Source organism: Vibrio alginolyticus NBRC 15630 = ATCC 17749 (assembly GCF_000354175.2).
Taxonomy (GTDB): Bacteria; Pseudomonadota; Gammaproteobacteria; order Enterobacterales; family Vibrionaceae; genus Vibrio; species Vibrio alginolyticus.
Genome location: NC_022359.1, coordinates 652,273 through 664,667, shown reverse-complemented (window position 1 = coordinate 664,667; position 12,395 = coordinate 652,273). Strand labels below are relative to the sequence as shown.

Annotated in this window: 16 protein-coding genes; 8 read left to right on the top strand and 8 right to left on the bottom strand. The window is 44.0% G+C overall.

Translation table 11 applies throughout. The features are described 5' to 3' along the window. Window positions 1-3 precede the first annotated feature (3 nt). From flgE to flgB, 4 genes are read right to left on the bottom strand one after another with little or no spacing between them, the layout of a single operon-like run. On the bottom strand, window positions 4-1,200 hold the full coding sequence (gene flgE, locus N646_RS18340; protein WP_005374010.1) for a flagellar hook protein FlgE: 1,197 nt from the start codon (window positions 1,198-1,200) through the stop codon (window positions 4-6). Between the two features lie 27 nt (window positions 1,201-1,227). Next, window positions 1,228-1,911: a flagellar hook assembly protein FlgD gene (gene flgD, locus N646_RS18335; RefSeq protein ID WP_017819768.1), complete on the bottom strand. Its 684-nt coding sequence runs from the start codon at window positions 1,909-1,911 to the stop codon at window positions 1,228-1,230. Continuing rightward, a complete protein-coding gene (gene flgC, locus N646_RS18330) occupies window positions 1,911-2,345 on the bottom strand; it encodes a flagellar basal body rod protein FlgC (RefSeq protein WP_005374012.1) in 435 nt (144 codons plus the stop codon). Before flgC ends, flgD begins: the two co-directional genes overlap by 1 nt. A gap of 2 nt (window positions 2,346-2,347) precedes the next feature. Further along, window positions 2,348-2,710, bottom strand: a complete 363-nt coding sequence (gene flgB, locus N646_RS18325; RefSeq protein WP_005374013.1) for a flagellar basal body rod protein FlgB — start codon at window positions 2,708-2,710, stop codon at window positions 2,348-2,350. A 77-nt stretch (window positions 2,711-2,787) separates the two neighbouring features. Here flgB and flgA point away from each other — a divergent pair, with 77 nt between their 5' ends. From flgA to N646_RS18305, 4 genes are all read left to right on the top strand, one after another. Continuing rightward, on the top strand, window positions 2,788-3,585 hold the full coding sequence (flgA, locus tag N646_RS18320; RefSeq protein ID WP_041170532.1) for a flagellar basal body P-ring formation chaperone FlgA: 798 nt from the start codon (window positions 2,788-2,790) through the stop codon (window positions 3,583-3,585). Window positions 3,586-3,720: 135 nt separating this feature from the next. Next, window positions 3,721-4,002: a flagellar biosynthesis anti-sigma factor FlgM gene (gene flgM / locus N646_RS18315; protein WP_005374016.1), complete on the top strand. Its 282-nt coding sequence runs from the start codon at window positions 3,721-3,723 to the stop codon at window positions 4,000-4,002. Window positions 4,003-4,022: 20 nt separating this feature from the next. Then, complete coding sequence (gene flgN / locus N646_RS18310; protein WP_005374018.1) at window positions 4,023-4,460, top strand: flagellar export chaperone FlgN; 438 nt, start codon at window positions 4,023-4,025, stop codon at window positions 4,458-4,460. Window positions 4,461-4,472: 12 nt separating this feature from the next. Further along, window positions 4,473-5,186: a lytic transglycosylase domain-containing protein gene (locus N646_RS18305; protein ID WP_021035917.1), complete on the top strand. Its 714-nt coding sequence runs from the start codon at window positions 4,473-4,475 to the stop codon at window positions 5,184-5,186. A 434-nt stretch (window positions 5,187-5,620) separates the two neighbouring features. Here the strand turns inward: N646_RS18305 and N646_RS18300 are convergent, their stop codons facing one another. Further along, a complete protein-coding gene (locus N646_RS18300; RefSeq protein WP_017819767.1) occupies window positions 5,621-6,139 on the bottom strand; it encodes an NUDIX hydrolase in 519 nt (172 codons plus the stop codon). Window positions 6,140-6,416: 277 nt separating this feature from the next. Here N646_RS18300 and N646_RS18295 point away from each other — a divergent pair, with 277 nt between their 5' ends. Beyond that, window positions 6,417-6,683: a putative hemolysin gene (locus N646_RS18295; RefSeq protein ID WP_017819766.1), complete on the top strand. Its 267-nt coding sequence runs from the start codon at window positions 6,417-6,419 to the stop codon at window positions 6,681-6,683. Window positions 6,684-6,932: 249 nt separating this feature from the next. After that, complete coding sequence (locus N646_RS18290) at window positions 6,933-7,589, top strand: hypothetical protein (RefSeq protein ID WP_005374025.1); 657 nt, start codon at window positions 6,933-6,935, stop codon at window positions 7,587-7,589. On the opposite strand, the gene N646_RS18285 is transcribed toward N646_RS18290, so the two are convergent. After that, a complete protein-coding gene (locus tag N646_RS18285) occupies window positions 7,579-8,421 on the bottom strand; it encodes a YdcF family protein (RefSeq protein ID WP_017819765.1) in 843 nt (280 codons plus the stop codon). The genes N646_RS18290 and N646_RS18285 overlap by 11 nt on opposite strands. 131 nt (window positions 8,422-8,552) lie before the next feature. Here N646_RS18285 and N646_RS18280 point away from each other — a divergent pair, with 131 nt between their 5' ends. Further along, complete coding sequence (locus N646_RS18280) at window positions 8,553-9,923, top strand: L-serine ammonia-lyase (protein ID WP_017819764.1); 1,371 nt, start codon at window positions 8,553-8,555, stop codon at window positions 9,921-9,923. Window positions 9,924-10,044: 121 nt separating this feature from the next. Here the strand turns inward: N646_RS18280 and N646_RS18275 are convergent, their stop codons facing one another. Continuing rightward, on the bottom strand, window positions 10,045-10,281 hold the full coding sequence (locus N646_RS18275; RefSeq protein WP_017819763.1) for a hypothetical protein: 237 nt from the start codon (window positions 10,279-10,281) through the stop codon (window positions 10,045-10,047). 248 nt (window positions 10,282-10,529) lie between these two features. Here N646_RS18275 and N646_RS18270 point away from each other — a divergent pair, with 248 nt between their 5' ends. Beyond that, window positions 10,530-11,405, top strand: a complete 876-nt coding sequence (locus tag N646_RS18270) for a LysR family transcriptional regulator (RefSeq protein ID WP_017819762.1) — start codon at window positions 10,530-10,532, stop codon at window positions 11,403-11,405. A 68-nt stretch (window positions 11,406-11,473) separates the two neighbouring features. Here the strand turns inward: N646_RS18270 and N646_RS18265 are convergent, their stop codons facing one another. After that, window positions 11,474-12,343 carry a LysR substrate-binding domain-containing protein gene (locus N646_RS18265; protein ID WP_017819761.1) on the bottom strand — a complete coding sequence of 290 codons (870 nt, stop codon included), beginning with the start codon at window positions 12,341-12,343 and terminating at the stop codon, window positions 11,474-11,476. Window positions 12,344-12,395: the final 52 nt, after the last annotated feature.

Sequence of the window (12,395 nt, the reverse complement as noted above, 5' to 3'; positions counted from 1 at the left end):
CCATTACACCGCGTTAAACAAAGCTTGAGTAAGCTTGTCGCTGGTAGAAATTGTCTTTGCGTTTGCTTGGTAGTTGCGTTGTGCAGTCATTAGAGCAACAAGCTCGCTGGTTAAGTCAACGTTAGAACCTTCTAATGCACCCGGAGTTAGGTCACCCATCGTACCTGAACCCGGAACACCCATAATTGGAGCACCTGAGCTAAAGCTTTGAGTCCATGATGTTCCACTCACTTTCGCTAAGCCTTGTGTGTTTGCAAAATCAGCAAGAACAACCTGACCTTGTAGCTGTGATTGGCCGTTAGTGTAAGTCGCGTAAACCATGCCGTTACCTTCAACGCGTACACCTGCAAGTTCACCTGATGTGTAACCGTTAGGACTATTAGTACTTACGCCAAAAGCTGCACCAAATTGCGTGCTGCCTTTCAGGTTAATGTCTACACTCATCGCGTTCGCGCCTGCAGCAGGGAATGAAACATTAAACGGCGCAGTTGGTGCTGAAAGCGAGCCGTCTTTACCAAACGTTACAGGCACAGTTGCTACTGGCGTCGTACCGCCATCTACTTGAACGTTCACTTCCCACGAGTTAGAAGCAGTCTTAGTAAAGTACTGAGTTACCGTGTGCGAGTTACCCAGTGAGTCGTAGACTTTTGTTGTGTAAGACGAGTTAAATGAGCTTGGATCTTTTGGATTGAATGGCGTTACGGCTTTATCAATAACAGACGCGCTTGCGTCGAAGTTCGCAACAAAATCTAAGCTGTCTGTTGCTTTAGCATTCAGTGAGGAAGTCGATACCTGAATATTACCCACAGAACCTGTCATTAGGTTGTTGTTGCTATCGACACTGTAACCTTGAAGCTTTGCACCGCTGTTAGCCGTAACAAAGTTGTTCTTATCCGTTGAGAACACACCTGAACGTGTGTACAACATTTGACCCATATTATCTTTAGTAACAAAAAAGCCACCGCCATTAATAGCTAGGTCCATCGCACGGCCAGTTCCTGTGATACTGCCGTCTTTGTCGAAGTTCTGTGAAATTGACGCGACTTCCACACCACCAGGTTGCATGCCGTTATATACAGCGGAGAATTCTGTGCGGCCACCTTTAAAACCATACGTTGATGCGTTGGCAATGTTGTGACTGATTGTGTTTAGCTCTGTGTTGGTCGCGTCCAGACCACTTAGTGCGATGTTAAAACTCATAAATAGACCTCTGATTTCCGTATTTGGTTAAGCACCAAACTGAGTGATTTGATAGAAAGGAACGTTGCCAACGCCATGGACATTGACTAATGCTGCGCCACCGGTATTAGGAATGCGCACTTGCTCAACAGTGCCTGCCATCAGCACATTTGGACTTGCTTGCCCTTCTTGCACTTCTACGGCCACTGAGTATTTGCCTGGTTTAAGACCAAGTTCTTCAGGATTAATTGAAAAGTCGACGTCACCTTTGCCGTGAGCACCTAGTGGCACTTTAGTTGATTGACCAAATTCATCTTTAACAACTAACGTGACTTGGTTTGAGCTATGAGCGAGTTCGATTTTTCCGTTTTGTACGTCTTCACCAAGCTGAAATTCATCCGCATTGACGTAAACCGTTTGCCCAACAAGGCCCGCTGTTGATAGCACTTGCATGTTGTCCAGTAACACCATGCTCTGTTGCATTGTCTTAGACATATTCTCGGTACTTTGTACCTGCGAGAACTGAGCCAATTGACCAACGTATTCCGTACCATCAAGGGGATTAAGTGGGTCTTGGTTTTGAATTTGAGCCACCATCAAAGAAATAAACTCATTCTCCAATGAAGAAGCGCTGTTCATGTCTTTAGGGTTTGGTGAGATACCGTTGCTGTCTTTTGTTTTTGTATTTACTGGAGCGTCAGACGATAAAGGGGTGTATTGTGCAATACTCATTAGCTACCCTGCCCTAATCTAAGCAGACCTTGCTGCATACTTTTTACATTGGCTAATACTTCAACATTCGTTTCGAAGCTGCGTGTTGCGGACATCATGTCTGCCATTTCAGCAACTACATCAATATCTGGGTAAAACACATAACCTTCATCATTAGCCAGTGGGTTGTTCGGCTCAAAACGCTTCTCTGCATCTCCAGCATTTTTAACAACGTCAACAATGCGAACTTCTGCATTGGGATAAGCTCCATTTTCTGTTGTCATTTGCGTTTTTTGGTACACAGTCGCAAATACTGGCTTAAGCGCTTTATAAGCATCTTCTGGATTTGCAGATACTGCATCTGCGTTTGCTAAGTTACTGGCTACCGTATTAAGACGCACAGTTTGTGCTGTCATCGCGGAACCAGTGATCGAGTAAATATCAGTGAATGACATAATTAACGTCCCTCAATCGCTTTCGCTAAGCCATTAAATTTCATGTTGAGAAACGTCAGGCTAGTTTGAAAGTCCATGTTGTTTTGCGTGAATTTTGCTTGTTCAACACCAAGCTCTACGGTGTTGCCATTTTTGCTATTCTGGTAAGGCACCGAGTATTGGGCCTGAACCTGGAACTTTGGCACCGGTTTGTTCACACCACCTGCCGTTACTTGGTTCATTACGGTGGTGAAACTTAGGTCTTTCGCCAAATACCCAGGGGTGTCAACATTTGCTAGGTTACTGGCGAGGACTTTGGTACGCTGAACGCGAAAATTAAGTGCCTCTGGATGTACTCCTAAAGCATTTTCAAATGTGATCGCCATGCATCTTCCTTACAGTTGGCTCGAATACGCCAACATACAAACAAGATACGTGCCATAAAAAATAGCTATATATATCAATGACTTACAAACAAGGATGGAAGCCAAACTTCCGGCTCTCGGAAAGCATTAAAAACAAGAGGAAAGTGTCCACTTCCTCAACAATAATGCTGACGTTACTCGCTTTGACATCAGAACAAGCATTCGCCAACACCAATGACAAAACCCTCAGCGTTGAAGAGATAAAATCCGTTGTAGCAACGGATTTCGAACAAGAGGTGGATCGCGTAGCGCTCTCCAATCAGTGGGGGGAGTACAAACTGGACTTCGACATGTGGGTGCCCGGTTCTGCCAATCACTTGCCAGAATGTCAATCGCCTTTAGTTATCACAGGTCGTGACAACAACACGTTGCCAGTCGGTAACCTCAAGCGCTCAGTCAGCTGCGACAATATCGCATCACCATGGCGAATTAACGTTACGATAAAGTCTTCGCTGACTCTGCCTGTTTTGGTCGCGACAACCACGGTTGGCCGAAATGAAGTCGTAACGGCTAAACACATAAAGCTTGAAACCCGAACCATCTCTCGCCAAGACGATTTTTATACTCGCCCCGAGCAAGCAGTAGGCTTAGAAACCTCTCGTCGTTTGAGGGCTGGACAAGTGGTTAATCCATCCAATTTGTCGGCCCCACCTCTAATCGAGAAAGGCAATGAAGTCATAGTCATTGCGAGCAAAAATGGATTTAGTGCCAGCACAAAAGGAGTCGCCTTAGAAGATGGAGCGAAAGGGCAACAAATTGACGTGGAAAACCCAAGTTCGGGCAAGGTCATAAGAGCAGTCGTAACTGGATTAAACCAGGTTCATACTCAATTTTGATTTTTTGACTCGGGGTAACATTTTTTAATTTTGGCTCTCGTCAGTAACACTGAACTTCGAGTACAAAAAAATATTTAATGTTTATCACATTCTAACCGCCTACTTAATTTAGAACATGATGATGAGGACCACAGCATGAAAATCGACAAAGTCGCGGGCGGTCATGTCCCACAAACAAAATTACAGCAAGCAAGCAAACAGCCTGTCGACGTCGTCGAACAGAGCAAAGTACACGAGCCTGCATTTCAAGCGAATACCGTAGCGATAGATCGCGCTCAAGCTGAAATGGCATCACTACCTGATGTTGATATGGAAAAAGTAGAACAAGTACGCAACGCATTAGCGCGTGGTGAACTTAGCCTAGATACAAAAGTGCTATCCAAGGCAATCATGCAGTTCCATACAGGTCACGAGTAATAAAACGCTAGGAAGACATCATGGCAAGCGCAGTATCGCAGCGAATTCAACAATTTGTTCGCTCTATATCTGAGGATATTAAGCTTTATCAACAACTGCTTCCTTTGCTTCAGCAGCAAAAGGTATTGTACTTAAAGTTTGATGGAGAGGCACTGAACGACAATGTTCAGAAACAAATGCCGATACTCAATAAACTCAGCCGCTCCGCCAATGACAGAAGCCAGTGTATGCGAGCGCTGGGGTTAGCGTGTAATGACGCCAGCGTAAAACGAATTTTCAACGCTTTGCCTGCCCAAATAGGTATGCAAGCTAGAAAACAATGGGCGCTATTGGAAACGTTGGTAAGTCAGTGCCAACAATACAATCAGAGCAATGGCCACAGCTCTGCGGCGTTCCATGAGTTGGTCAGTCAACTCAAACAACCTGTGCAACACACTTATGAAGATAAATCGTTCTAAACGATGTTCGTCTTGCCTACAGATTCAGTCGCCATCTCGGCTGAGTACTGTAGGCCTTTTTATTTTATTGCCTTTCTGTCCTACCTTCCATTCACATGCCAGGCAAAACCAAATGCTGTCGATATTCAAACGCAGTATCAAGTATTAGCCCCATATAAGCCACAAATTGCCAAGCGTCTCGATTCATCCAAACCGGTAATTAACCACATTTTCAAACAGCTTCAAAACCACTCATTACCAAATAGCCTAGCCTTAGTGCCAATGTTAGAGTCTTCTTACAATCCCAAAGCCGTTTCTCATGCTAACGCCGCCGGACTTTGGCAATTGATACCAACCACAGCGAAACGATTCGGATTAACGATAAATACAAAACAAGACGATCGCTTTGACACAGAAGCCAGCACAACGGCCGCGCTCAAGTACCTGGCGTTTTTATACAACAAATTCGATCAAAATATGGCTCTGACCTTAGCTGCATACAATGCCGGAGAAGGACGCGTTGCACGTGCTATTCAGCAAGCAGGAAGTCGAGATTTCCAACAACTCACGCTGCCTAACGAGACTCGTCAATACGTCAGCCGCTTCTATGCATTGGAAAAGTTGATAGATATCGGTCAGTTACAATCCTCATCATTTCAACCTTTACTCTTGTTTGCTCCAGACACTCCTATGATTTCACAACCGCTGGTCGACTTTAGCCGACTGCCTCCGCTAGTTAATTTGTGATAAAAGCTACGACAGAGCCCAATGTCAGAGAAACGTAAAATTACAAGATCCTGTTCGGCGAATTTGAAAACTCGTGATCTCTATGCAAACGTGTGCAAAAAAGTTGAGGTAAGGTATCTCAAAGATAAGAAAGAGTAGTGGTTTACTAAAAAGCGCCCCAATTGCGCTTGGCAATTGGGTAGATATGCGTCACATTGCGTTTGCAAAAAACATGAAAACCAATGGTCAGACCTAATAATTATTTACACACTAAATGTAAAACAGCTATTGTTTTCATAGTTCGAAACAAATCTAACATATCAAGATGGCGCTTCGCTTGCGCGTCTGGAATAAGTCCGGGTTCCGGGGGGGAGTCCGGACTTTTTTATTGCTCTAAAATCTTTGCCCACAATAGAGCCAACAGAAGCTAAGTCGTAATAATGCAAGCTAGCTGCTTATAGTAATTCTTTAGAAATCAACTGAAGCAAAAACGTTTCGCGCTCAATGCTCATGCCTTTTTTCGGGCTTTCTGCCATCGTTTTTTCATTGTGTGCAATTGCTTCGTGAATGTTCATCCATAACGGGCGCATTCCATTTTTAACTTCGTAATCTTCATACGCCGTTTCGCCTAGCTCACGTTCGATTTTACATGTATAACAATACGACACCATGTGCATCACGTCAGCGTCATCCTTGTACCACGGACGAAACTCCTCAAAGATTCCGAAAGGCTTAATACCATGTATATTTTGGGCGCCCGTTTCTTCCTCTAATTCACGGACTAATCCAGCAATGACATCTTCACCATCATCAATACCACCGCCTGGTAGCGTGTAGTCATGGTAACGTTCTGTATAGAGCAACAGCACATCTTCACCATCAAGTACAATGGCTCGCGCTGCATTGCGCTGAAAAACAATTTTGTCATCCAAATGCTCTATGTCTGGATGAACGGTCGATTTTAAATGTCTCATCGAAAATACCACGGTCAATGTTTTGTGCGCATATTACCGAATTTCACACTTTAAATCATTGTTGTAGGCCAGGTACGTTCGAGCGCTTGTCAGGAAGTGATTGATATGACCTTCACAACAATACGCCAAGAACAGAAGTGTGACGTGCTAATCAGCAATAAATGAGAATATCTAAATTCTTATACGTCCCTCTTACTTTTAACATCGATAAGACAATAATCTCTTAAAGTTGCCTATAATCAATACAATACTCGCCCACCCCATGCGGAGATAAAGAATGAAAAAGACAAATTTAATGATGGCTATGGCTGCAACATTGGTACTGGCTGGTTGTTCAACTTACAAGGGAGCGACCCGATCAACTGAGTATACCTCCGTTGCAAATCCCGCAGCCGTATACTGTGTTCAGCAAGGTGGTGAGCTGGATACCGTGTCGGAAAACGGCGAACGTGTCACTTACTGTGTGCTGTCGGACAATGAACGCGTCGAGCAATGGGAATACTATCGCGAGAATCACAAAGAAAATGAGGGTGACAACTACTAATTATTTTTGTCGATACGTCACCTTCCCTCTATCACTTAGGAGCCTTTGGGCTCCTTTTTTATTTGATTTATCAAAGTGTTCTTACGTTGTTTTTACATATCTCTGACTTTACCGCACATCGACCCTATATCGAACAGTGTTCTATTCTTGACATCCCCCTGACATAACTTTCCACTTGGACAATAAAATTCCAAACACAGATCACACTAATTCACATTTCTTCCACATTTTCTGGGACAGGTGAGCAAGATGAAAACACAAATAGTAAAAGAAGCCGAGTCAGCCCCAAGCAACGTTGTTACTGAAAAATCAAAGCGCATTATTTATAAATCGAGTTTAAACGCCTTGATGATTGTCGCTATAAGTATTCTCGTTAACCTTAGTCTTCGTCTTGATTATGTCGTGTTGGGATCAAGCCTTGGCGAGCTTTCCGTTACAGAAACGCTCCAGCTTGTGATGCTTGCTATTGCATCATGGTCGTTTTTCAGCTTATCGAAACAACAGCCTCAGCTAAAGCATGCGGCTATTTTGATTGCAGGATTTTTTGCAGTACTGATTATTCGCGAAACGGACTATTGGACAGACATGATTCATCATGGCTCTTGGGTTTTCCCAGCACTTGCTGTCACCGCACTGGCTTGCGCCAAAGCTTACCAAGGTGGTAAAGGTACCATGAACGAAATGGCGACCATTTTAACGGTGCCACATATGAAGCTATTAGTTGGTGCTGTAATGCTATTATTAGTCTTCTCTCGTTTGTATGGTATGGGTAGTTTTTGGCAACAAGTGATGGACGAAAATTACATCCGTGATGTTAAAAATATCTCAGAAGAAGGTATAGAACTGCTTTGCTACTGTTTGATCGCATTAAGCGCCGTCCGCACAAAACGCGAGCTTAATGAATAGACTCTGGGTCAAAGCGACGGTTCAATGCCGTCAGTATCGGATGGAAGATACTTAATGCCTTTTCCGCAGCACCTACAGATTCATCCAAGGCCGTCATTTCGACGGCCTTTTTCATTTCTTCAATATGTTGCAAAGCCTCTTTATCGAGCGGTAAAGAGAGCAATTTGTGAATAGCATCTCTTGCGATCATCAGTGGCTTTTTTCGGACAATTGATAAATCTCGGAAAAATGCGCCATGCTTGATCCCTTCTAAATAAACTCGGTAGGTTGTGAGTTCATCGAGTAGCAAGAATGTCTCCGCCATAAGCCCTTTATGTGGGTATGGCACGCTAATATGTTTGCTGATATCCAGTGGAATATTGAGGGTCACCCCCATGGATTCGCAATCGGATTTAAGTACTCGTAATAAGCCTTGCTCATCCATCAAATTCTGGATATCAATGATTCGTTCGAGGTGGTAGTCATTAGACAGCAAGATAACCTCAACCGGATGCCCCGACGATAACTCGAACAACCCACTTTTGCACAAAACTTGGGAAACATAACGCATGTTTTGAAACGTGTTCAACGACTCCGTTTCTAAGAGTATATGACGTTCAGGGAACGGATTCACAGAGTCTGCGTTTAGGGTTCTAAAATACGCGTACATCGCCTCTGCTTCAGAAACACTTTGTCCTTGCGTTACTCCGCCACAAAAAATAATCGCCGTTCGCTCTGTCGGTAGTGATGCAGTCCTACAAGACAAAGCTTCGACTCTTGTTATGCCCTCAGAGGTCAACCTGTTATTGACGAGGCGTTTACCTAAAACGATGACGATGTTGTCTAACTTCATTTTAAAATCTCGCGCTTAGTTGGCAGTGTTACAAAAATCTTCTTTCACTCCCGACCCACAAGCTTTAACATCTAGTTAACAACACTGTTCTAGAGACCTTTATAAAGGTTCACTGCTAAAGGAAGTCAATTATGCTGTCGATTTTCGATATATTTAAAATTGGTGTCGGGCCATCCAGCTCCCATACTAATGGTCCTATGCTTGCCGGATTCCATTTCACTCAGCTAGTTAGCGACTCTATGGCGAAAGTGCATCGGGTGCAAGTGGACCTTTATGGCTCATTGTCACTGACAGGTCGAGGGCACCATACAGACCGAGCCACGGTCCTTGGTTTGATGGGAAATAAACCTGATACCATCAAAATGAGCAGTGCCAAAAGTGCGCTACAAAATACCATAGACAATAATACGCTCATGCTCGCCGGTACACACCAAATTGAGTTTAGCTACGACCATGACATCGTCTTTCATAGCGACAACCTTCCCTTGCATGAAAATGGCATGACGATTACGGCATTAGACGCTGCTGGAGATCAAGTAGCGTTTGAAATTTATTACTCCATTGGGGGCGGATTCATCGCCACCGCCGACGAACTAGAGAACGGCACGCAACAAGATGAGGTCGCAGTACCATTTCCGTTTACATCCGCAGATGAGATGCTGGAAAAAGCCGAGACGAACGGTTTCAGCTTGGGAGGCATGATCCTCCAAAACGAACTCGCATTTCGCTCAGACGAAGAAATTAACCAAAGAGCAGAGCAAATTTGGAAAGTGATGTCGCTCTGCATGCAACGTGGCTTCGATACGGAAGGGATTTTGGAAGGTGGTCTAAATGTCACTCGTCGAGCACCAAACCTTTTGAAAAAGCTCGAAGCCAACGCTGCAGTTGAAAACGATCCGATGGAGATCATGGATTGGATCAATCTCTTCGCCTTTGCGGTTAGTGAAGAAAATGCAGCAGGAGGGCAAGTCGTTACTTCTCCAACGAATGGCGCAGCAGGGGTGATTCCGGCGGTATTGATGTACTACCATCGCTTCATCAAAGAGCTCGATGTTAAACAGCTAAAAGACTTTCTCGCAGTCGCCGGCGCTATCGGCATCTTATATAAAACTAACGCGTCAATTTCTGGTGCAGAAGTGGGGTGTCAGGGAGAAGTTGGGGTTTCTTCATCCATGGCTGCCGCTGGCTTAACAGCGCTAAGAGGGGGCAGTAACGAGCAGATTTGTATTGCTGCGGAAATTGCGATGGAGCATTCATTGGGTATGACTTGTGACCCGATTGGCGGCTTGGTTCAAGTACCTTGTATTGAAAGAAATGCCATGGGAGCAATGAAAGCGATTAATGCATCGCGTATGGCATTAAAGCGCACAAGTAAATGCTTAATTTCGTTAGATAAAGTTATCGAAACCATGTATCAGACTGGTAAAGATATGAATAAAAAATACCGTGAAACCTCTTTGGGGGGCTTAGCTGTCATTCATATGGCACCGCCATGCGAATAATGGCAAGTGGTCATTGCGCTTAGCTTCTCACCATACGCTTATCTGGTAATTGTGATCTGATGATATTACATATAGAAATGCCGCGTTCTTCGCGGCATTTTCTTAACAAGAAACTATTCGATTAATCACGTCGACCACGAAGTTCAATTTTTTGAGTTGCAGCATCCGAATGGATTGTTACACCGCCATAGGCCATTTCATTGCGACCCTTCAGCGTCAATTGAGAATCTGCACGCTCTACGTCAACCTGATTTTTCGTTGCCATCGTCATATCAATCGTGCCCGTGTATGACCCATCGCCAGCAAATGCTACGTTTGTTGAGCAAATCATCAAAACAAGTGCGATTAGTTTTTTCATACATCACCTCTATTATCGTTCTAACTTTCTTTCGGTGGAAAAACTGTAACAACAGAAACGCGCTCATACGAGGAAAGCCATTATTTACCAAATGGAAATCCATGCTAATAAACTGGTGTAACCAAGAATAACTTATCGTTACCTTCAATAAATCAGGGATAAGGCAGCAACTTAAATTGACCGAGCGTTGTCTTTTCTTAAGAAATTCAGCGATATGATTTGTCGACAAAAGCCAAGCGAGACAATGTATGAGCGTTAATCTGGATATTCAAAATATTTTGGTATTAAAACGGATGTATGAGTTACGTAACGTCCGGTTAGTCGCAGAATCACTCGGTAAAACGTCAGGAGCAATCAGCAAAAATCTGACAAAGATGAAAACTCAGCTCAATGATCCGCTATTCGTTCAGACCAAAAATGGCTTTGAACCAACAGCTTTTGTGGAAGCGAATATTGCGCATTTTGAGCAAATAATCAACAGTATTGATTCCATCAAACCACAGCATTTTTCACCAGCTCATTTTGACGGTTCAATCACTATTTATGCTAACACATTGTTTTGGGAGTACTTTGGTGACAAGTTTTACTTGGAGTTACTAAAGTACGCCCCAAACGCAAAATTCTCATGTTTGCGCTGGGGTAGCGAAGCAAAAAAACGATTAATTGACGGTGAAAACGCCATTGCGATTCATTACTTTGATGAAGATCTGCCACAGTCAATTGTTCAGACCGAACTAGGGCGAGGAAAAGCGGTATTTTTTGTTCGACAAGATCATCCCGCTCAAAACTCCCAAGAACTAGAAGAATACCCTTTTATACTTTTTAAAACGCCGGGATGGAACGACTACCGATACCCAGTGTTGGAAAGGCTCAAACATATGGGTTTTAGAACCACACCTAAAGTGGAAATTGAGCATCCAGCGATGATTCAAAAAGTGCTTCTGCAAACGAATCATTTTGGCATAACGATGAGTGGACATGTTCCTAAGGGTTGCCGGAGTATCGCGCTTCCTGCTGGGCTAGAGCTTGATGTTCGCTACGTGATGAGCTGTCGTCGCTCTCAACAGCAAGCTCCGGTAAATCAGTGGTTATTAGATGTCATTAAGCATGTCGCTCAGTCCTAGACTGATGACTTGCTACTGCTAATAATAGCCAAACCACACATGCGCTCTACTTACTCGCTGAACGAACATTAAAGACTCTGTATTAACCATTGAGCAAAGGTGTTTACGTATGATTTTTTGGATGCTCGAACCATCATATAATGTGCACCAGAACTTGGCATATGCCAATTTCCAGCCTGGACTAATACGCCCTGTTGCAGCTCATCCTCAACAAGAAAGTCTCTTACCAGCAACACGCCAAGTTGATTAATCGCAGCATGAATAGCAAGCAATGAGTGTTCAAACTCGGCGACGACTTTGCTCACCTTCCCTTGGTAACCTTGGTGTGAAAGCCACTCTTGCCAAGATTCATGATAACCACTAGTACAGATTTTAGGCGTTTTAGCTAACTGCGAGAGGTCATTTATCGGGTTTAAATGCATAAAGCCGGGGCTTGCGACAACAATCCAGTTTTCTTGGGTTAATCGTATGGCTTCTTGCTCTTGCCAATCTCCATCTCCGTTAATAATTTCGATATCCGCAATCGCACTGGCGTTTGGAACTGTATTAGCAGTTGTCGAGACTTTAAAGAAAATGTCTGGGAATTGTCGCTGAAAATCAGCCAATCTTGGCATTAACCACTGAGAGCAAAAGCTGTGAGCGACATGTAAGTTAACTTGCGTATTCTTGGGACGAGTAAATAAATGCTGCGTCGTGGTCGATAATGTTTGAAGCACATGATTAACCACAGGCCAGTATTCTTGTGCGGAGCAGGTCAGCGTAAGGTGAGTGCCCTTACGCTCGAATAACGTCGCATTGAGCTGTGACTCTAGCGATTTCACCTGTTGGCTGACGGCCGCACGAGTCACATTTAGCTCCTCTGCGGCTTTTGTAAAACTCTGTAGTCGCGCCGTGGCTTCAAAAGCTCGGAGCAAATTGAGCGGCGGTAAACTTTGCATATCATTCTCCCAAACACTTGGCTGTCATGCTATGAACTGGTGATGACAAATT